Source organism: Komagataeibacter oboediens (genome assembly GCF_018491655.1).
In the GTDB taxonomy this organism is placed as follows: domain Bacteria; phylum Pseudomonadota; class Alphaproteobacteria; order Acetobacterales; family Acetobacteraceae; genus Komagataeibacter; species Komagataeibacter oboediens.
This window is the reverse complement of sequence record NZ_JABLUU010000004.1, coordinates 51,316-70,257: the sequence shown is the minus strand read 5'-3', so window position 1 is coordinate 70,257 and position 18,942 is coordinate 51,316. Positions and strand designations below refer to the sequence as shown.

Genomic DNA, 18,942 nt, shown 5'->3' with positions numbered 1-18,942 from the left:
CTTGTTTTAATGGACAGTCACTTTTCCAACCAGCAGCAGGACCGCATGCCGGTGTCCGGCGCCACCATGGGTGGGGTGAACGTGCCGCGCATCGTGCGGGTGGCGGTCTGGTCGGTGTTCTACTTCCTGTTCTATCTGGTGCAGCAGGTATCCGAACTGGTCGCCCCGCTGGTGCTGATCCTGGGCATCGGGTGGAGCGCGCTGCCCCACGTCATCGGGATCGTCAACGGCGCCGCGGGCAACGATCCGCAGACGCGGGACATGATCGCGCATGTCGCCCATTCCATTCCCGACCATCTGGAGGTGGGGTCGCACCTGCTGACCCCGTCCTCGCTGGTGTTTGACGGGCTGCTGCTCATGGCTGCGGCGGCGCTGTGCGCGACGCTGTCCACCATCGCCGCACGCACCATGTAAAGACCGAAAGGTCCGCCCGCATGTTCCGCCTGCATGATGTCAGCTACGCCTATGGCGGCAATCGCGCCGGGGTGGCTGCCCTGTCGCATATCAGCCTTGATGTGGCGCAGGGCGAATTCCGCTGGCTGCTTGGCCCGTCGGGCGCGGGCAAGTCATCACTGCTGTCCATCCTGTCGCTGGAGGTGCAGGCCAGCGCCGGCATGGTGGAAATACTGGGCGTGCCGGTCATGCAGGCACGGCGCAGCAACCTTGCCCGCCTGCGCCGGCGCATCGGGACGGTATGGCAGGATTTCCGGCTGCTGCCGGACCTGAGCGTATTTGACAATGTCGCCCTCCCGCTGCGCCTGCAGCACCGCGCGGAGGACGAGATCGCCCATGAGGTCCACGCCATCATGAAATGGGTCGGACTGGAAAACCGTCTGGACGCGCGTCCGCTGCAACTGTCGGGGGGCGAACAGCAGCGGGTCGCGATCGCGCGCGCGGTCATCTACCGCCCTGCCCTGCTGCTGGCGGATGAACCGACCAACGCACTGGATGAACGGCAGGCAGGGCGTCTCATGGCCATGTTCCACCGGCTGGCGGAACTGGGCACGACCATTGTGGTGGCCACCCATAACGACGCCATCGTGGAAAAATACCCAGCCCCCGCCATTGAACTGGCGCATGGCCATCTGGTGCGGGATTACCGCTGATGGCCCGCAGGCGTTACCATGACGGGCTGGCCCTGCATCAGGCACTGCCGGGGCAGTTCCTGCCCTTCCTTGTCGCGGCCATGTCCTTTCTTGCGGCACTCGCGCTGGCGGGGGGGATCGCGGCGCACGGCCTGTCGCAGCGCTGGACCCATGGCGCGGGTGCCGTCACGACCGTGCAGGTGCCCGGCCCCGATGACCCGGCAGCCGGTTCGGGCACACGTATCGCGGCGGTGCAGGACATTGTGGCCCATGCCCCCGGCGTCGCCACGGCGCACAGGCTGAGCGATGCGGAACTGCGCGCCCTGCTGGCCCCATGGATCGAACGGACCGGGGATTCATCCCTGCCGCTACCCGCCGTGATCGAGGTGCATACTGTGCCAGGGCAGGATCCGATGCCCCCCCTCCTGCCCCGGCTTGAAGCCGTCGCGCCGGGGGTGCTGGTGGAACATGACAGTGTCTGGAGCGACCGGCTGGCCGCACTGGCCGCCAGCCTGCAGGCCTGCGCGCTACTGGCCGTGCTGATTGTCATGACGGTGGCGGTATGCGTAGTCATGGCCGCAACGCGGGCGGGCCTGCAGACCCGGCGACAGGCCATTGCGCTGATCCACTCGCTGGGTGCGATGGACAGCTATATTGCCGGGCGCTTTGCATCGCGCGTGGGGCTGCTGGCGCTGGTTGGGGGGCTGGGGGGCAGTATCGCGGCCCTGCCCATGCTGCTGGCCATGTCACACCTGGCTGCCCCCTTTTCCGCCATGACCGATGCGCAGGCCGTAGCCCCCATGGACTGGCGCAATCCCCGTGCGTGGGCGGACATCGTGCCGCACGCGCTGTTATGGATGCTGCTGGCGCTGCCGCCCGCCGCCGGGATCACGGGCTGGGTTACCACGCAACTGACCGTGCGGGCATGGTTGCGCCGCCTGCCATGACCCCCACGCCGCCCACGAACCGGGCACGCCCGTCGCTGTACCGATGGCTGACGGCCGCGGGCATGCTGGCGGCGCTGCTGGCATGGCTGGGTGGACTGGCGTGGTTTATTCATGACGCCATGCGCGCGCCCACGCGGCCGCCACATGTAGACGGGATCGTGGCATTGACAGGGGGACAGGGAAGGATCGACGAATCCCTGCACCTGCTGGCACAGGGGGATGCCGACCGGCTGCTGATTTCGGGCGTGGACCTGCATGCCACGCTGGGGGATTTCCTGCGCCATCAGTCCCGGCCCGTACCCCTGACCCTGTGGACGCATACGACGCTGGGCCACAGCGCCACATCCACGCTGGGCAACGCAGACGAAACGGCGGAGTGGGTGCGCGCTTACCATATCCGCAGCCTGGTCGTGGTGACGGCGGGCTATCACATCCGCCGCGCCATGCTGGAAATCTCGCGCACGGTGCCCGATGTGCAGCTGTATGGATACCCGATCCGTTCCCCCGCGTTGCGCCACCTGCTGCATCCCGCCACCATGCGGCTTATGGTGACGGAATATGACAAGTGGCTGCTGGCCTGCCTGAATGTCGCGCGCCTGACGCGCCCGCTGCACGGCCTGATCAACCACGCTGACACCCGGCCCGGCGCCCCCCCGGTCATGGGCTGAACATCGACGTGCCGCTTGTCCTCACCTTAGTTTTCTGGTGTTAGGAAAAGCCAATCCCACACTGCCGGACCCGTTCGTGATGACATTGCTGCGCGCGCTTGCCTTCAACCTGTATTTCCTGCTGCTGACCATCGTGATGGGAATTCTGGCCTTTCCCATCCGCCTGTTCGCACCGGGCCGCGCGCTGGCCTATGCGAAGGTATGGACTGGACTGACCCTGCGCGGGCTGCAGCGTATCTGCGGGATCAGCATACAGATCAGCGGCATGGAGCACCTGCCGCCGGGGCCGTGCCTGCTGGCGTGCCAGCACCAGTCGGAATTCGATACGCTGGTCTGGATGAACCTGGTACCCCGCCCGACCTATGTCATGAAACGCGAACTTGAACGCATACCGCTGGTCGGCCCCATGCTACGGCTGAGCGGCATGATCCCGGTGGACCGGGATGGCAAGGCAAAGGCCCTGCGTGCCCTGCTGGCCGCAACGGATGACGCGGTGGCCGACCGGCGCCAGATCATCATCTTTCCCGAAGGCACGCGCACTGCACCGGGCGCGCCCATCAGCCTGCAACCGGGCATTGCCGCGCTATCGACCCATACCGGCCTGCCGGTCATTCCCGTGGCAACCGATGCGGGCCTGTACTGGAAACCCGGCAGCCTGATGAAACGTCCGGGCACGATCCACATTGTCGTGGGCGCGCCCCTGCCCGCAGGGCTACGCCGCGCGCAACTGCTGCCTGCCATCGCTCAGGCATGGCAGAACCTGTGCGCAACCCATGGCCTGCCGGTTCCCGCATTACGGGAGCCCCAGAAGGGAACTTCAGAATAGGCCGGTGCCATCTTTTTTCCAAAAGGACGGCATTCGCTGAAGCTTTTTGGAAAATACCACACTCAAACCGGCTTTCGATTTCAGGGGCAGGGCCCGGCAACGGCCCACGATCGAAAGAACAACCGGATGGATGCCGATCATCAGGACGGGGATAAGGCGCGCCGTTGCAACCTATGTGCCCGGGGTGCCGTCCCGCCCTTCATCATCCAGACGGGCCTGTAATGCAGCCACCTGCTGGCGCAAATCCATGATTTCCTGCAGCAGGTTTTCCACCGTCCGGTTGCCTGTCCGCTCCACGGCATACAGGGATGTGAACAGGGACATGGCCTGCCGCACCACGGCGGCATTTTCCTGTCCCAGCCCATCCAGCCCGTCGGGCGTCACGCCGCCCGGCGAACGATCCATGAATTCGGTCATCATGCGTTCCAGGTAATCCGATACCTCGCCCTGCATGCTGTCACCATAACAACGGATAAGCTGCCGCAGGAAGGCTACCGGCAGCATGGCACGGCCGCGGGTTTCCTCTTCCAGCATGACCTGCGCCAGCACGCCACGGGTTATGTCATCGCCCGTGCGGGCATCCAGAATGACGAAGGCCCGGTCCTGCTTGACCATATCCATAAGGTTTTCAAGCGTGATGTAGGCCGACAGATCGGTATCGTACAGCCGCCGATTGGCATATTTCTTGATGATCACCGGGACAGAAGAGACCGACAAATGCCTTACCTTTCGCATGGATCAGGGGCACGTTACCCCGATGGGCCATGTCGCCGCCCAACAGATGACGACTGCACCGGCCATGCACCGCGCATGCAGGCCAGTCAATGAAGTGTTCCGGGCCCACATGCCCGGTTCTGGCAGGGCACCCATGCCCCATCCCCGCGGGGCGATAATCAGTCCTTCCCGCCCTGACCCCCAGATCCCTGCATTATGTCATAATACGGTTTCCCGCCATGCGTCGGATCATTAATCATGTTTCCAGGTGGGAAAAACAATACTGCCATGCCAGCGGTGACAGAACGCCACCAGAAAGTGTCCGCAGAACATTCGGACACCCATAAGAAAGGTCTGGTGACGCTTTTTCAAAAAAGCGCCACCCGGGGCCTTCTGTTATCTTTATCAATCAATTGCACTCACGTGCCCTGTCAGAAACTGTCTTTTTCCTTTCGCAGCAGGCCAAGGGCCGTGGCATCCGCCGCGCGCAGGAAGGGATTGGTCTGGCGTTCCACCGACAGCGGAACCGGCAGCGTGGGCAGGCCCCTGCGCCGCAAATCCGCCACCTGTGCCGCGCGTACCTTCAGCGCGGCATTGTCCGGATCGACATGCAGGGCAAAACGCGCATTCGACTGGGTATATTCATGCCCACAGCATATCAGCGTGTCATCCGGCAGGGCCCTGATGCGGGCCAGGCTGGCGTACATCTCGGCGGGCGTGCCCTCGAACAGGCGTCCACACCCCATGCTGAACAGCGTATCACCACAGAACAGGGCCGGTCCGTCGGGGAAATAATACGAGACCTCACCCGCTGTATGCCCCGGTGTTGCCAGTACCTCCGCACGGGTATGTCCCAGCGCCACGACATCCCCATCGCGCACCGCGACATCAAGGCGCGGCAGACGGGCGGCCTCGGCTAAGGGGCCCACGATTTTCGCACCATATCGCTGGCGCAGGGCATCGGCCGCCGCGATATGGTCGGTATGGTGATGGGTCAGGAAAATCAGGTCCAACCTGCCTCCCGCCGCATCGATTGCGTGGATCAGCGGGGCTTCCTGCGCCGGATCGACCATGGCGGCGGCCCCCGTCGCCACATCATGCACGAACCAGGCGTAATTGTCCGACAGGATGGGAATCGGCTTTATGGCAAGCTTCTGTGTCATGACTGTCCTCGACATTTCCATTGCATGGGCCCGACCATCCGGCATGACGTGATGGCCGGGGCGATGGGGTGTGCTAGTGTGTACCAATGCCAGCGAACATGCACACCGCCGCCAGCTTCTATGCCACTCGCCGGGGCCAGGTGGCCGCGCGCCTGCTGTGCCAGCGCATGGCCGCCATCTGGCCCGACGGCACGTCGGGGCACACGCTTGGCCTTGGGTACGCGCACCCCTTCCTACCATTATGGGACCGGCCCGACAGGCCGTGCGTGTCCGCGCGGCTGGATACCCACGTTACCCGTGACGCACAGCCATGGCAGGGACGCGACTGTATCGTAAATGGCACGCACCTGCCATTCGATGACCTGCAGTTCGACCGGATCGTGATGATCCATGCGCTGGAGGTCAGCGAGGACAAGAACAGCCTGCTGCGACAGGTCTGGAAGGTCCTGAAGGATGACGGGCGACTGCTGCTGGTCGTGCCCAACCGGGCGGGACTGTGGGCGCATGCCGACAATTCCCCCTTCGGGCAGGGCACGCCGTTTTCGCGCCGACAGATCAGCCGCTGGCTGGCCGATGCCTGTTTCCGGGCGGAACGCCATGAAGATGCGCTGTACGCCCCACCCGCGGGGCCATGCCCGGCTGCCCCTCTGGGCGTGGTGGAATGGACGGGGCGCAACCTGTTCCCCCGTCTGGGCGGTATCTGCATGATCGAGGCGGTCAAGGACATTTACGCCGCCGTGCCCACCCGTCCCGCGACACTGGTGCCCGCGGGGCTGCGCCTGCGGCCGGCACGAATCTTTTCACGCAATGCGACATCCCGTCGGCAACCACGGGACATGCAGAATACTTGACCATTTTTACTGAAATCTTCATGAACATTATCCCATGTCGCTGATTCAATCCCTCAAGCTTGTCATTGCACCGCCGCACCCGGCCGCGCGCCCCTTTCTCCTTGCATCGGGGGCCGGGGCCATCATCGGTCGGCTGCTGCCGTTCCGGGTGACCAGATGGCTTGGTACAGCCAGTGGCCTGTTCTTCGGCTTCTGCCTGTATTTCTTCCGTGACCCCGAACGCGTCACCCCGGCCGAGCCGAACGTGGCGGTTGCCCCGGCGGACGGGCATGTCGTCTCGATCGAGAAAGTGGCCCCGCCGCCGGAACTGGACATGGGGGATGTGCCGGTCTGGCGTATCGCCACCTTCCTGTCTGTTCTGGACGTGCATGTGAACCGCATGCCGGTCGCGGGCACCGTGACGAAAATCGCCTACCATGCCGGGCAGTTCCTGAACGCCAGCCTGGACAAGGCATCCGAACTGAACGAGCGCAATGCGCTGCGCGTGACGCTGAAGGATGGCCGCCAGGTTGCCGTGGTCCAGATTGCGGGGCTGATCGCACGCCGTATCCTGTGCGATGCGGAAGAAGGCATGCAGTACGAAACCGGCGAACGCTTCGGGCTGATCCGCTTCGGCTCGCGCACCGACCTGTACCTGCCGCCCGATGTCACGCCACTGGTGGAAGTCGGCCAGACCATGATTGGCGGCGAAACCGTGATGGCGCGGCTTTAAGCGGGCATGACCACCCCGCCGACACGCCGTATCCGACGGTTGAAAAAACGCCAGCGCCCCCGCGTGCGGGGCCTGTCGTTCAACCGGATGATCCCAAACCTCATGACCATGCTGGGCCTGTGCGCGGGCCTGACGGGCATGCGATTCGGGCTGGAAGGACGCTTTGGCAGTGCTGCGACCGCGCTGCTGATCGCCGCCTGCATTGATGGGCTGGACGGACGAATCGCACGCCTGCTACGCGGCACCAGCCGCTTTGGCGCGGAATTCGACAGCCTGTCGGATTTCCTGTGCTTTGGCGTAGCCCCCGCCTTTGTCCTGTACCTGTGGGCACTGCATGAAGGCGGGCGGTTTGGCTACATCCCGTGCATCATGTTCACGGTCTGCATGGCGCTGCGCTTGGCGCGCTTTAATGCCAGCCTGGATGACGACGCCAACCAGCCCAAATACGCCAGCAACTTCTTCACCGGCGTTCCCGCCCCGGCGGGCGCGGGGCTGGCGCTGTTTCCGCTCTTTCTCGGGCTGGAAGCGCAGCACCTGCACTGTGACTGGCTGTATGAACTGACGCGCGCCCCGCTCCTGCCCGCGCTGACGCTCAGCGGCACGGCCTTCCTGCTGGTGTCGACCCTGCCGGTCTGGTCGTTCAAGAACTTCAAGGTCCCCTCGCCCATGATCCTCCCCACCATGCTGGGCACGGGGGCCTATGCCGCCGTTCTGGTGGCCGAACCGTGGGGCGCGCTGGCGGCGGCGGGGATCATCTACATCCTGCTGCTTCCCATGAGCAGGCGGAGCTTCCACCGCCTGCGCCGCGAAGCCGAGGCATTGCAGGAAAGCGACGACCCGCCCGCAACCGTCCCTTCGACCTGAACACCCTGCCTGGTCCCTTCCGTCAGGTCGCCTCCCCTTCGCCCTGCGTGCGCCAGCGGATCAGGGCATCAAGGACTTCCGCGGGCGATGGCGGGCATCCGGGCAGCAGCAGGCTGGCGCGCGCACGGCCGCCCACCCCGCCCAGAACCGCATAACCGGGCGCAAATATTCCCCCATCCACCGCGCAGTCCCCCACCGCGGCCAGCAGGCGCGTGCCCGGCATGGCCTGCCATGCCAGTTCGACAACCGGGGCCATATCCACCGTCAGGCTGCCCGTTACCAGCAGCAGCCCCGCCTGTCGCGGCGTGGAGACAAAACGGATATCGGAATGCCCTTCCACCAGGGCGCGCGACAGGCTGCGCAGTTCAATCGCACAGCCCGCGCAGCCCCCGGTTTCCATGTGAAAGATATCCAGCGGCACCATGCGCGGCAGCACGGCACCCTCCGGCCAGAACAGGTTCAGATACGCCATGGCCCCACCCTACAGATCCGCGCCCGCAGCCGACAGGCCAAGCGATGTCAGGATCAGCGGCACGTCCTCATACACCGCGCCGGACAATATGCCGGGCAGCGCCTGAAACAGTAGCAGGGACGCGTCACCACACCACCATGCCGCCACACGGCCATGCGCCAACCTGACCCAGTGCCAGACAGGCCCGGTGGGGCCTTCCACGCAGCCCATACCTTCTCCTGACCCATGCACGTCATATCCGGCGGGCATGCTGACGGCCGCGCCATCGAACGTGGACAGGATGTCAACGGCCATTTCCACCTCATGCAGGCGCATGGCCAGACGGTCAGCCACATCGCCCCCCGTGCCCTCCCGCCCTGCGGACCGTGACACATACGGCCGCAGGTCGCCTTCAACGCCAGACGCCCGGCCCACACAGCCCGCAATGCCCCACCTGCGGGCGACATCCGCCGGCACGATACCCCGCCCGCGCGCCTGCATGGCCATGCCACGCGGCCGCCAGAACAGGTGGCGCAACGTGGCGCAGCCCGTCCGCAGTTCCGTCAGGACCTCCATGGGAATGGATACGGTCCGTCCCGCGTCGCCCGCAGGCGGCAGCACGTCAAACAGCAGGCGACTGCCACAGCCCTCCCGGCAGGCCTGCCGCACACGCTCCAGCAGGGTTGCGGCCAGAATGGCAAAACGTCCATCGGCCAGCAGTTCCGCCGCCGTGGCCAGCGTGTCCAGATGGATCGCGATGCGTTCCAGTTCGCTTACGAACATGGCCGCATCATCCATATCCGCGCCAGCATGTTCCGCCGCGGCCCCCAGTGCGCGGGCAAAGGCCACCTGATGGGCCACCGTAGCCGTTGCATCGATCCGGGCGACCAGTCGGGCTGCCTGCGCCACCGTGGCACCACGCATGCGCGCGCACAGGCCACGATGGGCGTAACCCATACGGGTGCGGACCTGCATGATCCGTTCCCCCGGCAGGCCCAGACGCAGGTGGAAGGGAGACTGGAAATCCCCCTCCGCCGGGCCATACCCCACAACGGTGCCCCCGGCCTGCACCATGGCGGCATCATCGGTGAATTCCACGCCTTCGGGTGGTGCAGGCGCGGGCGGTGGCCGGTCATGCAGGGGCCATGTTACCGGCCACCGCCCCTGATCCAGCCATGGGGCGCTGTCTGTCGCCCCCATGCCCTCGATTCCCCACAGGTCCTGCGTGATGCGTTCATAAGCCGCCGCCCCGGCCCGTACGGGGGACAGGGCAAAGTAGCGCCCGTCCATGACCGCGACACTGGCCAGCAGGGGACGTGTCCCCTCCATGAACAGGGCATGTACCTGCCCCCCATCGGACCAAAGCCCCAGCAGCGGCAGGGTGGAATGGCGCAGGTTTTCCACCATGTCGCGCCACGTCCCACCGTCCAGCACGAAACGCCCGGCACAGGCCGAGGGCGTCCCGCTGCGGATCAGGTCCGGCACCTGCGCAGTCATGATCCCCTCCCCACCCGGTACGCAACAGTGGCAAGCACCATGCACCCGATCACCAGTAATAACGTCGCCTGTACCCATGGCAGCCCGCCATGGCCTGCCCGACCACGCGCCGCCAGCACCGGCCACAGGCTGGCACCGGCTGCAAACGCCACGGGGGCCATGGTGCCCATTTCCCCGACCAGCACGAGCCCCGCCGCCATGCCGGGGAGGAAGGGCGGCCACGTCATGTATCCCTCCGGCAGAGCATCCGATAACGGCATGCAGGCCATGACCAGCAGGCAGGCAGCCAGTGGCAGCCCCCCCATGCCGCCATCCGGCAGGCCCGCAGCCAGCACGGCCCAACCAGCCCAGTACCCCCCGCCAGAGATGCGTTCCCGACGTGACAGGACCACCCATGACAAGCACACACATCCCATGAAGGTCAGGACAGGCAGCAGGACCGGCCACATCTCCCCCGCCCGCGCCACGACCGGCAGAACGGCCAGAATTTCCATATTCCATCCCGGCCCGGCCTGCCCCGGCCGACCCATGATGGCACAGGCCAGCAGCAGCCCGCCCACCAGCAGGATCGCCCCGGCCTGATCCTGCATGTGCCCCCATCCCGCCTGCAACACGAACAGGCCCCCCTGCGCCATCAGCAACCCGCACAGTTCCATGCGCAGGACCTGCCAGCCGTCCTGTTCCAGCCCCCGCGGGCCAATCGCCAGCGCCAGACGGGCCACAAGCCCGCAGCCCAGAAACAGCCCAAGCAGGTCACACCGCCCGAAAGCGATGGCAAGGGCGGCAATGCCCGACAGGAAAAAAGGCAGCACGGCCGCCCCGCGCGATGCGTTGCCCGGTTCGTGCCGCGCCCCGAAAACCCACACGCATAATGCCACCGCGGGCGCCGTTTCCATCATGCACCCCGCCACATCGCCCGACAGACCACCAGCCACGCCGCACAGCACCAGAAACAGCACCGCCAGAAGCACGCGCAACGCCTGTGTCGCCCCGGTCGCCAGCAGGGCGGTCAATGCCAGCGCCAGCCAGCCACCCAGCAGGCTGGCATAAAGGGCAAGCGACATCATTCCCCCCGTCCATGCACGCGCGGCGCCGCGGCCAGCAGGACATTCAGCCCGATCGCCGCGACAATCACCTCCCCCATGACCAGCAGGTCATCCGTGCGTGCCGCCAGCAGCATGACACCGTCCAGCCCACAGGCCAGCCCCGCGCACAACGCGACCGGGCCGCGCGCGATACACGCGCTCCATACGCCACACAGGATGGCGGCCAGACCCGTCATGCCCATAAGGCGCGCCGTCATGCCGTCCTGCGATCCCTGCATGATGACCTGTGTCAGCACCGCGACACAGGCCAGACCACCGGCAAGCCGCAGGCCGCTACGTTCGCGCCGGGCCGCGGGAATATGCAGCATCTGCACGCCCAGCAGCCCGAACAGGGCTGCAAGCCCCACGGTCATGACGCAGGCCAGCCCGACCCGCCCCTGCACCCAGCGCGACAGGCACACGCATGCCGCCGTGCATGCCGCATGCCAGACCGGACCGCCGCCCCGCTCCCCCGACGTCGAGAGCGAGAGAATGACCAGCACCCCCAAAAGCAGTACAAGCATGCTCAGCCCATCCCCCGCCCGGCAAACAGCAGCACCCCGGCCATGATGGCGCATAACAGCGCAAGACCGCCCCGCCAGCCCGCATGCCGCTGCCCCGACACCACGAAAACCCGTATCGCCGCAACACACCCGCAGGCCAGCAGCATATGCGCCACCCACAGCGCGACCGCCACCAGCATGGGCACCAGCACCCCCGAACGGGGCAGGATGTCGGGCTCCGCAATTCCTTCAGGCCAGATCAGGTCACGCGCCAGCATCATCCACACTACCGCCAGCAGGTCGCGCGCATACTGGGCCACGGCGCGATCGGGGCCGGCAAGGTCCTCCAGCATGGCCGAAAACAGCCTTGATGTCGTTCCGTCCCCTTCCCCGACCGCCCCCAGCACCAGCGCACCGGCAACCAGCGCCAGCGGCACGCGCACAAGGTTCATGTCCGCAACATGCGCCTGCCGCACCAGTCCCGCCAGCGTGCCGTCAGGCAGGCACATGCCCAGCACCGTGCAGGCCAGCAGCATGACCGGCTGGATCATGATCCCCCCCGCCACGGCCCGCAGCCCCGCATGCCCCGGTCGCGCCAGTCCCGGCGCAAGGGCCGCCACCACCAGCGCAAGAAAGGCGATTTCCAGCAATCCGCCGATAATCAGCACATCCGACAGGTCCCCCCCAGGCATGCCGATGGAAAAGGACGGCACCAGGAGCGTCGCCCCCATGCCCGCCGCCAGCGCCAGCCATGGGGCAACCGCCGTCACCTGCGCGCCCGCAGCCGACCGCACGCCCACCTGCCGCCATGCATGCAGCAGCACGCGCCAGTGCGCGGTCGGGTCCGGCAGGCGGCGTTCCCCTTCCATCACCGCCGCCATCCAGCGCAGCAGGCCGATCCATACCGGCGCACCCAGCAGGACCAGCGCCATATGACAGCCCGCAAGCAGGAGGGCCTGCATCCGCGCGGCCAGCATGAATGACGTCATCATGCCGCTATCCATGCCATGCAATGAATATGAGTGCCGCCACGCACGCCATGACCATCATCACCTGCGCGGACACCGTCATGCCACCCTGGCGCATGTCGCCCACATATTGCGCCAGCAGGGGCCATACCCGCGCGCCACGCCGCCGCAGGCGCACGTAATCGCGCATGAGCCGCCTGCGCACCACGACCGTTCCCACCATATCCAGCAGCATACGCACGGGATTACCCGGCCCAACCTGCGTCAGCGGGTCGCCAAAGACCATCCACGGCGGCACGGGGGGCGCACCCTGCTGCCACCCCGCGACCTGACGGGCGGGCGTGGGACAGGCCATGCGCCGCACCACCATGACCACACCCCCCACCACAGCCACCAGCAGGCACAGCCGCGCGGGGTGCAGCACCGCCGCCCCGTCGGGCGACGCCAGCGCGACATTGTCCACGGCCCCTGCCGTCCCTGCGCCCGCCAGAAGCCCCAGCCAGTATCCCGGCCAGACGGACACGCACAGCACCGGCAGCGCCGCCAGCACGATGGCCGCCATGTCCCGCCCCGACGGATCAGCAGCACCTGCCCCGCGCGGCGTGCGTGGCCTGCCGCACAGCATGACCGCCACGATGCGCACAAGCGCCAGCATGCGCACCGCCCACCCGATCCCCAGCGCCAGCAGTGCGAGCAGCAACGGCAGATCCCCGCCCAGCCCCCCGCCACGCGGCATGGCCGCCAGCAGGCGCAGCAGCATCCAGATTATGGAAAAACCCAGAAGCGGCGGCAGTCCGCTTTCCGCCAGCAGCCCGATGGAAAACAGGGCCGACAGGCGCGGCATCAGCACACCCAGACCACCCAGACGGGTCAATATCAGGGCACCGGCCTCGCGTTCCATCACATCCATCGCACGCGCCACGAACATCCATGTCAGCAGCATGCCAGCCACCAGCATGAACGTACGGCTGGCGCAGACGGCCATGGCGGGCAGGTCATCGGCACGGGCCAGCAGCCCCAGCCCCGCCAGCACGATCACCAGCGCCCCCGTGCCCCCCATCAGTCCCGTCATGACCCTGCGCCCGTCCCCCGCACACAGCGCCCGCCACGAAGCCGTCATGTACAGCAGGCAGCCGGCAACGATCAGCACGCCACCCCACCGCATGTCCCCCACCATGCCGCCAGCAGGCAAATGCCGCCACAGCGCCATGGCCGCGACCATCGCGGCAATATCCGCCATATGGAAGGGACGCAGGCCACGCGGCGACACGCGCAGCGAAAAGGACAGGCCCAGCAGCCCCCGCGTGGCAACCCAGCACAGTCCGGGCAGCAGCCAGCCCGCCGGACGCGGAAACAGAAGCACCGCCGCCATGAGCAGCAGGGCAATCAGGTCCGGCGCCTGCCGCGCCATATCATCGTGCGGACAATCCCTGCGTGCGATCAGGATCCATCCCGCCCCCACGCAGGACAGGGGCGGCCCGCCGATCACGGCAAGTGCCGCCCCCGCGCAGACCGCGGCACCGCGCGCGCCGGACGCCGCCACCCCGACAATGCCCAGCGGCACCAGCAGGGCAACATCATGCATGTCACCTGAAAAACCGGGCCATGGCGCAATGCCGCCCGGCAATTCCAGCCCGAGGCAGGACAGGATGGCCATGATGCACAGCGCCACCCATCCGCAGCGCAGGACAGGCACCATCGTGGCCATCTGCCGTAAACCACAGGCTGGCAGCACGCTGGCCACCGCCAGCAGCAGCACGGTCACGACAAGGATGACAGGAATGATGACAGCCCTCCCGCTTGCGCCCGGAAGGCCGGGCGGGTCAGATCATGGCCAGCGGCTCCTTGCGGCGCGGCGGCGCTATGGCTTCATCAATCTCCGCCAGATCATCGCGCGTCAAGGTGATCTCGGTTGCTGCGAAGTTTTCATGCTGGTGACGCGGGCTGCCCGCCTTGGGAATGGCCAGCACGTTTTCCTGTCGCAGCACCCATGCCAGCGCGACCTGCGCCGTCGTGGCCGGCCCGAGGGACGTGCTGTGCCGCTTTGCTATGCGCCTGAGCACCGGCGCGCGCAGCAGGTCACCCCCCTGCCCCAGCGGGGAATAGGCCATGGTCACGACGCCTGCATCACGATCACGCTGCAGCAGGTCGAATTCCACACCACGGTAATCAAGGCTGTACAGCACCTGGTTTGCGGCGCACGGCGTGCTGGCCGGTGTGCTTTCGACCTCCATCATGCCATCAGCATCGAAGTTGGATACGCCCCAGCTCCGGATCAGGCCCGCATCAATCAGGTCACTGAATCCCGCCAGCGTTTCCTCCAGCGGCACGCTGCCGGGCCAGTGCAGCAGGTAAAGGTCAAGGAAATCGGTGCCCAGCCGTTTGAGTGATGCTTCACACGCCCGGCGCACGCCCGTGCGCGATGCGTTGGAGGGCACGACCTTGCTGACAAGGAACACGTCGTCGCGCCGTCCCCTTATCGCCTCGCCCACCAGTTTTTCGGAACGGCCGGAGCCATACATTTCCGCCGTGTCCACCACGCGGATCCCCGCGTCGAGACCTGCGTGAATGCTCTTTATCTCATCCGCGCGGCGGCTGTCGCTGTCCCCCATGTTCCATGTGCCCATGCCCAGCGCGGGCACCGTGGTTTCATTGGGGAAAGTAACCGTCTTCATTACGCAACCTGCCTTTCGTCCATGCCGCCACCCCGCAGCGGGGCCTGCGGCTATTTACGACGCGCCCAGCCTCTGGGCTGCTGTTGCCAGTAGCTCAGGTCATGACCACCATCACGCCATGCCACCCAGCGTCTGCGCGCACTGGCGACGGCGGCCTCATCATGGCCATCAAACAGGTCGAACACCCGTTCGAAAGGGGACAGGTCGGCAACTTCCACCCCGTCAAGCAGGAAGGCGAAGGTCGCGCCGTTGGGCACGTCCTGGCCATCCGTCAGCCAGATCGGCTGCCATGGCCCATGCCCCATGGCCTGTGTGCCATGGGGAAGCCACAGCGGGTCGGTCGACCGCCACAGCCCGTCATCAAGCTCCTGCACCCGTTCTGCCGTGGCGCAGCGGACCACCGCCCGCTTTCCCGCCGCAAGCGTCCGGCCCAGCAGCGCGGGCAGGACCGCCAGCGCCGGTGAACGCGTCAGGTGATAGAAGCCGATCTGCGCCATGGAGTTCCCTGTTCCGATCCGGCCTGCCGCGCGGGGCAGGCATTACCCTTCGTAATACGTGCCGACCATGCGATCGAGCAGGCGCACGCCAAAGCCGGTCGCCCCGCGGGGCGCATGCGATGTCGCCTTGGACGTAAACGCCGTGCCCGCGATGTCCAGATGCGCCCACGGCACGTCGTTCACAAAGCATTCAAGGAACTTGGCTGCCGTGATCGACCCGCCGGGCCGCCCGCCGATGTTCTTGAGGTCAGCAATGTCCGAACGCAGCAGTTCAAGGTAGCTGGCGTCCATGGGCATGCGCCACAGCTTCTCGCCCGTCTGTTCCCCCGTGGCCGCCAGATGGCCTGCCAGGCCGTCATTGTTGGAGAACAGGCCCGCGCGCTCGACACCCAGGCTGACCACGATCGCCCCGGTCAGGGTGGCAAGGTTGACCATGATGCGCGGCTTGAAGCGGTCCTGCGTGTACCATAGCACGTCCGCCAGCACGAGACGGCCTTCGGCATCGGTGTTCAGCACTTCGACCGTCTGGCCCGCCGCCGTGCGCACCACGTCGCCCGGACGCTGCGCATTGCCCGACAGCATGTTTTCCACCAGCCCCACGACACCGACGGCGTTCACCTTCGCCTTGCGGCCCGCAAGTGCCGCCATGGTGCCGACCACGGCGGCGGCTCCCGCCATGTCGGTTTTCATTTCATCCATGCCGGCCGCCGGCTTGATCGAGATGCCGCCCGAATCAAAGGTCACGCCCTTCCCGACGAAGGCCACCGGCGCGGTCCCGTCCGTGCCGCCATTCCAGCGCATGATGACCGTGCGCGGCGGCGCGTCACTGCCCTGCGCTACCCCCAGCAGGGCGCCAAACCCCAGCTTGTGCATGGCGTCGCGGTCCAGCACCTCCACTTCCACCCCAAGGTCACGCAGGGCGAGAATGCGCTGTTCGAACTCCGGCGGGCGCAGCATGTTCGCGGGTTCGGATACAAGGTCACGGCACAGGAACACCCCGCGCGCCACCGCCGAAAGCGGCTGCCATGCCGCCTGTGCCGCGGCAGGATCGGCGCAGGCCACGGTCACGGCTGTCAGCGGGCCTGCATCGCCCTTGCGCGGCTGGGTACGGTACGAATCGAAACGGTAGCTGCCCAGCACGACACCCAGCGCCACATGGGCGGTCAGGTCGGGGGCGATGCCATCGGCCACGACCACGCCGGACGTACCCGCATCGGACAGGGCGCGGGCGGCCGCCACACCGGCCTGTTCTGCCACGGTGCCATCCAGCGCGTCCACGGCACCCAGCCCCACCAGGATCACGCGGTCATATCCCGCCCCGGGCGCCAGCACGACACAGGTTTTCGCGGCGTCGAAGCCGAATCCTGTGGCTTTCGCGGCCCGGGTCAGCGCGCCGCCCACCGCGGCGTCCAGCGTAGCAAGGGCACCCGCGGGCGCCCCGCCGGATACGGCAAGGATGGCAATGGTGCCACTGGCGGGCAGGCTTGCGTCGGAAAAGGCGATATCGAGCATATGGATCACGGTGCTCCGCTTCGAAGGTGTTGGGCAGACAGGATAAATTCCTGCACCAGCACGCCGCGCCCCGGACCGACACCACCCTGTCCGCGGCCATCGGCACCGATAAGGACATGACGGCGCGCCATGAGTAAGCTAATGCGAACAGCATGAATACGCCATCCATGCCAGCATATGAGGACGGATTCCTTCTGGATCTGGCCCTGCGCCTTGCCAGTGAAGCCGCCGACCTGATCCGCACCATCCGCGCGCGCGGGTTCGCGACCAAGGTCAAGACCGACAGTTCCCCCGTGACCGAGGCCGACCACGCGGCGGAAAAGCATATCCTTGCGGGCCTGCGCACCCATGCCCCCGCCATTCCCGTCGTGGCGGAGGAGGAGGTCGCAGCCGGCATCATGACAGAGACCGGGCGCGAGTTCTGGCTGGTGGACCCGCTGGATGGCACGCGGGAATTCGCAGCCGGGCGGGACGATTTCACCGTCAATATCGGCCTTGTGCGCGATGGGCGGCCGGTGCTGGGGGCCGTCGCACTTCCGGCCTATCACCAGCTTTATGGTGCCGGCGCGGGACGCGGGGCCTTCCGCATCGACGCCAGTGGCACGCAGGCCATCCATGTCCGCACACCTCCGGCGGAGGGGCTGACGGTGCTGGCGTCGCGCCATTACGCCGATGACCCGCGCCTGAAGGAATTCCTGGGCGGACAGGCCATCGCGCATCTGGGCAATATCGGCTCGGCGGCCAAATTCATCCGCGTGGCCGAAGGCGTGGCCGACCTCTATCCCCGCCTTGGCACCACCATGGAATGGGATACCGCCGCACCGCAGGCTGTTGTCGAAGCCGCTGGCGGGTCCATCACCACGCCCGATGGCAAGGTGCTGGGCTATGGCAAGCCCGGCTTCCGCAACCCGCATTTCCTGTGTCGCGGCGCGGCCTGATCCGGGGCCATGCACACACGCCTGTTGCATAACGACCCGCAGGGACTCGCCACTGCCGCCGCCATGCTGCGCGCGGGCGGACTGGTCGCCTTCGGGACGGAAACGGTTTACGGCCTTGGGGCGGATGCGGGCAATGATACGGCCGTCGCCGCCATCTATACCGCCAAGGGGCGGCCGGGCATCAACCCGCTGATCAGCCATTTCGCAAGCGCGGACGCTGCTTTTGAACAGGTTGAGGCCACGCCGCTGGCGCGCAGGCTGGCCGACCGGTTCTGGCCCGGCCCGCTGACAATGGTGCTGCCACGCGGAACACATTGCGGCATATCCACCATCGCCACCGCCGGCCTGCCGACCGCCGCCGTACGGGTGCCTGCGGGGCAGACCACGCAGGCCCTGCTGGCGGCGTGCGGGTTTCCGGTCGTGGCCCCTTCGGCCAACCCGTCGGGCCGGGTCAGCCCGTCCGATGCGCAGCACGTGCTGGCGGGGCTGGATGGCCGCATTGACGCGGTCCTTGACTGCGGTCCATGCCGCGTGGGCGTGGAAAGCACGATCATCGACCTGTCCCGCGATGTCCCTGTCCTGCTGCGTCCCGGCGGCATCACGCTGGAGGCGCTGGAGGCGGCATGCGGCATGAAGCTGGCCCTGCCCGCGGGCAGCAACGACGCCCGTCCCACCGCCCCCGGCCAGCTGTCATCGCATTACGCGCCCGGCCTGCCGGTCCGTCTGGATGCCCGCAGCGTGACCCCCGACGAGGCGCTTCTGGCGTTCGGCCCGCCCCTGCCCGGCAGCGCGCTGGTGTGGAACCTGAGTGCCACGGGTGATTTGCATGAAGCGGCCGCCCGCCTCTTCGCGGGGCTGCGGTTTCTTGATATGGAAGGTCACCGCCGGGGACTGGTCGGGATTGCGGTACAGCCTGTGCCCGGACACGGGCTGGGCCGTGCGATCCGTGACCGCCTGATCCGCGCGGCCTGCCCGCGACCGTAAAA

General features: G+C 66.8%; 21 protein-coding genes. 10 read left to right on the top strand and 11 right to left on the bottom strand.

All coding sequences use genetic code 11. From position 1 onward, the window contains the following. Positions 1-9: 9 nt before the first annotated feature. From HNO79_RS05150 to HNO79_RS05130, 5 genes are all read left to right on the top strand, one after another. Positions 10-414, top strand: a complete 405-nt coding sequence (locus tag HNO79_RS05150) for a hypothetical protein (RefSeq protein ID WP_010512844.1) — start codon at positions 10-12, stop codon at positions 412-414. Between the two features lie 20 nt (positions 415-434). Further along, positions 435-1,106, top strand: coding sequence for a cell division ATP-binding protein FtsE (locus HNO79_RS05145; protein WP_010512843.1), 672 nt, complete (start codon positions 435-437; stop codon positions 1,104-1,106). Continuing rightward, complete coding sequence (locus HNO79_RS05140) at positions 1,106-2,032, top strand: cell division protein FtsX (RefSeq protein WP_214165004.1); 927 nt, start codon at positions 1,106-1,108, stop codon at positions 2,030-2,032. Before HNO79_RS05145 ends, HNO79_RS05140 begins: the two co-directional genes overlap by 1 nt. Then, entirely contained in the window at positions 2,011-2,700 is a 690-nt protein-coding gene (locus tag HNO79_RS05135) for a YdcF family protein (RefSeq protein ID WP_214165005.1), read from the top strand. The genes HNO79_RS05140 and HNO79_RS05135 overlap by 22 nt, the downstream gene beginning before the upstream one ends. A 79-nt stretch (positions 2,701-2,779) precedes the next feature. After that, on the top strand, positions 2,780-3,526 hold the full coding sequence (locus HNO79_RS05130) for a lysophospholipid acyltransferase family protein (RefSeq protein ID WP_214165006.1): 747 nt from the start codon (positions 2,780-2,782) through the stop codon (positions 3,524-3,526). Between the two features lie 171 nt (positions 3,527-3,697). Here HNO79_RS05130 and phaR read toward each other — a convergent pair whose 3' ends face one another. Together phaR and gloB are read right to left on the bottom strand one after the other, a co-directional pair. Continuing rightward, positions 3,698-4,243 carry a polyhydroxyalkanoate synthesis repressor PhaR gene (gene phaR / locus HNO79_RS05125; RefSeq protein ID WP_244987430.1) on the bottom strand — a complete coding sequence of 182 codons (546 nt, stop codon included), beginning with the start codon at positions 4,241-4,243 and terminating at the stop codon, positions 3,698-3,700. A gap of 428 nt (positions 4,244-4,671) precedes the next feature. Beyond that, positions 4,672-5,403, bottom strand: coding sequence for a hydroxyacylglutathione hydrolase (gene gloB / locus HNO79_RS05120; protein ID WP_214165007.1), 732 nt, complete (start codon positions 5,401-5,403; stop codon positions 4,672-4,674). 98 nt (positions 5,404-5,501) lie between these two features. On the opposite strand from gloB, the gene HNO79_RS05115 reads away from it, so the two are divergent. The 3 genes from HNO79_RS05115 to HNO79_RS05105 are packed head-to-tail and all read left to right on the top strand — an operon-like array spanning position 5,502 to position 7,830. Then, positions 5,502-6,254, top strand: coding sequence for a methyltransferase domain-containing protein (locus HNO79_RS05115; protein WP_214165008.1), 753 nt, complete (start codon positions 5,502-5,504; stop codon positions 6,252-6,254). A 34-nt stretch (positions 6,255-6,288) separates the two neighbouring features. Next, positions 6,289-6,966, top strand: coding sequence for a phosphatidylserine decarboxylase (locus HNO79_RS05110; RefSeq protein ID WP_214165009.1), 678 nt, complete (start codon positions 6,289-6,291; stop codon positions 6,964-6,966). A gap of 6 nt (positions 6,967-6,972) precedes the next feature. Next, positions 6,973-7,830 (top strand): CDP-alcohol phosphatidyltransferase family protein, encoded by an 858-nt coding sequence (locus HNO79_RS05105; RefSeq protein ID WP_214165010.1) that lies wholly within the window; start codon positions 6,973-6,975, stop codon positions 7,828-7,830. A 22-nt stretch (positions 7,831-7,852) separates the two neighbouring features. On the opposite strand, the gene HNO79_RS05100 is transcribed toward HNO79_RS05105, so the two are convergent. Genes HNO79_RS05100 through HNO79_RS05060 form a run of 9 tightly spaced genes read right to left on the bottom strand, consistent with a single transcriptional unit; the run spans position 7,853 to position 17,018 of the window. Beyond that, on the bottom strand, positions 7,853-8,302 hold the full coding sequence (locus HNO79_RS05100) for an NADH-quinone oxidoreductase subunit B family protein (protein ID WP_010512833.1): 450 nt from the start codon (positions 8,300-8,302) through the stop codon (positions 7,853-7,855). Positions 8,303-8,311: 9 nt separating this feature from the next. Beyond that, positions 8,312-9,778, bottom strand: coding sequence for an NADH-quinone oxidoreductase subunit D-related protein (locus tag HNO79_RS05095; RefSeq protein ID WP_214165011.1), 1,467 nt, complete (start codon positions 9,776-9,778; stop codon positions 8,312-8,314). After that, positions 9,775-10,845, bottom strand: a complete 1,071-nt coding sequence (locus HNO79_RS05090) for a hypothetical protein (protein ID WP_214165012.1) — start codon at positions 10,843-10,845, stop codon at positions 9,775-9,777. The genes HNO79_RS05095 and HNO79_RS05090 overlap by 4 nt, the downstream gene beginning before the upstream one ends. Continuing rightward, on the bottom strand, positions 10,842-11,387 hold the full coding sequence (locus HNO79_RS05085) for a hypothetical protein (RefSeq protein ID WP_214165013.1): 546 nt from the start codon (positions 11,385-11,387) through the stop codon (positions 10,842-10,844). Before HNO79_RS05085 ends, HNO79_RS05090 begins: the two co-directional genes overlap by 4 nt. 2 nt (positions 11,388-11,389) lie before the next feature. Further along, positions 11,390-12,358, bottom strand: coding sequence for a hypothetical protein (locus HNO79_RS05080; RefSeq protein ID WP_214165014.1), 969 nt, complete (start codon positions 12,356-12,358; stop codon positions 11,390-11,392). A 4-nt stretch (positions 12,359-12,362) separates the two neighbouring features. Continuing rightward, positions 12,363-14,099 (bottom strand): hypothetical protein, encoded by a 1,737-nt coding sequence (locus HNO79_RS05075; protein ID WP_244987429.1) that lies wholly within the window; start codon positions 14,097-14,099, stop codon positions 12,363-12,365. 58 nt (positions 14,100-14,157) lie between these two features. Then, a complete protein-coding gene (locus HNO79_RS05070; protein WP_214165015.1) occupies positions 14,158-15,009 on the bottom strand; it encodes an aldo/keto reductase in 852 nt (283 codons plus the stop codon). Positions 15,010-15,059: 50 nt separating this feature from the next. Further along, on the bottom strand, positions 15,060-15,506 hold the full coding sequence (locus HNO79_RS05065) for a DNA polymerase III subunit chi (protein ID WP_214165016.1): 447 nt from the start codon (positions 15,504-15,506) through the stop codon (positions 15,060-15,062). 42 nt (positions 15,507-15,548) lie between these two features. Further along, a complete protein-coding gene (locus HNO79_RS05060) occupies positions 15,549-17,018 on the bottom strand; it encodes a leucyl aminopeptidase (protein WP_187294147.1) in 1,470 nt (489 codons plus the stop codon). Between the two features lie 152 nt (positions 17,019-17,170). Between HNO79_RS05060 and cysQ the strand changes: the two genes are divergently transcribed. Continuing rightward, positions 17,171-17,956: a 3'(2'),5'-bisphosphate nucleotidase CysQ gene (gene cysQ, locus HNO79_RS05055; RefSeq protein ID WP_200409613.1), complete on the top strand. Its 786-nt coding sequence runs from the start codon at positions 17,171-17,173 to the stop codon at positions 17,954-17,956. 9 nt (positions 17,957-17,965) lie between these two features. After that, entirely contained in the window at positions 17,966-18,940 is a 975-nt protein-coding gene (locus HNO79_RS05050) for an L-threonylcarbamoyladenylate synthase (RefSeq protein ID WP_048855678.1), read from the top strand. Positions 18,941-18,942: the final 2 nt, after the last annotated feature.

Excerpts from the sequence above, each read along its gene's own strand:
- HNO79_RS05065 (WP_214165016.1), bottom strand. The coding sequence starts at position 15,506 with ATGGCGCAGATCGGCTTCTATCACCTGACGCGTTCACCGGCGCTGGCG.
- gloB (WP_214165007.1), bottom strand. The coding sequence starts at position 5,403 with ATGACACAGAAGCTTGCCATAAAGCCGATTCCCATCCTGTCGGACAAT.
- HNO79_RS05150 (WP_010512844.1), top strand. The coding sequence starts at position 10 with ATGGACAGTCACTTTTCCAACCAGCAGCAGGACCGCATGCCGGTGTCC.
- HNO79_RS05110 (WP_214165009.1), top strand. The coding sequence starts at position 6,289 with ATGTCGCTGATTCAATCCCTCAAGCTTGTCATTGCACCGCCGCACCCG.
- HNO79_RS05060 (WP_187294147.1), bottom strand. The coding sequence starts at position 17,018 with ATGCTCGATATCGCCTTTTCCGACGCAAGCCTGCCCGCCAGTGGCACC.
- HNO79_RS05050 (WP_048855678.1), top strand. The coding sequence starts at position 17,966 with ATGCACACACGCCTGTTGCATAACGACCCGCAGGGACTCGCCACTGCC.
- HNO79_RS05135 (WP_214165005.1), top strand. The coding sequence starts at position 2,011 with ATGGTTGCGCCGCCTGCCATGACCCCCACGCCGCCCACGAACCGGGCA.
- HNO79_RS05090 (WP_214165012.1), bottom strand. The coding sequence starts at position 10,845 with ATGATGTCGCTTGCCCTTTATGCCAGCCTGCTGGGTGGCTGGCTGGCG.
- HNO79_RS05115 (WP_214165008.1), top strand. The coding sequence starts at position 5,502 with ATGCACACCGCCGCCAGCTTCTATGCCACTCGCCGGGGCCAGGTGGCC.
- HNO79_RS05085 (WP_214165013.1), bottom strand. The coding sequence starts at position 11,387 with ATGCTTGTACTGCTTTTGGGGGTGCTGGTCATTCTCTCGCTCTCGACG.
- HNO79_RS05105 (WP_214165010.1), top strand. The coding sequence starts at position 6,973 with ATGACCACCCCGCCGACACGCCGTATCCGACGGTTGAAAAAACGCCAG.
- cysQ (WP_200409613.1), top strand. The coding sequence starts at position 17,171 with ATGAATACGCCATCCATGCCAGCATATGAGGACGGATTCCTTCTGGAT.
- HNO79_RS05130 (WP_214165006.1), top strand. The coding sequence starts at position 2,780 with ATGACATTGCTGCGCGCGCTTGCCTTCAACCTGTATTTCCTGCTGCTG.
- HNO79_RS05100 (WP_010512833.1), bottom strand. The coding sequence starts at position 8,302 with ATGGCGTATCTGAACCTGTTCTGGCCGGAGGGTGCCGTGCTGCCGCGC.
- HNO79_RS05080 (WP_214165014.1), bottom strand. The coding sequence starts at position 12,358 with ATGATGACGTCATTCATGCTGGCCGCGCGGATGCAGGCCCTCCTGCTT.
- HNO79_RS05070 (WP_214165015.1), bottom strand. The coding sequence starts at position 15,009 with ATGAAGACGGTTACTTTCCCCAATGAAACCACGGTGCCCGCGCTGGGC.
- HNO79_RS05145 (WP_010512843.1), top strand. The coding sequence starts at position 435 with ATGTTCCGCCTGCATGATGTCAGCTACGCCTATGGCGGCAATCGCGCC.
- HNO79_RS05140 (WP_214165004.1), top strand. The coding sequence starts at position 1,106 with ATGGCCCGCAGGCGTTACCATGACGGGCTGGCCCTGCATCAGGCACTG.
- HNO79_RS05095 (WP_214165011.1), bottom strand. The coding sequence starts at position 9,778 with ATGACTGCGCAGGTGCCGGACCTGATCCGCAGCGGGACGCCCTCGGCC.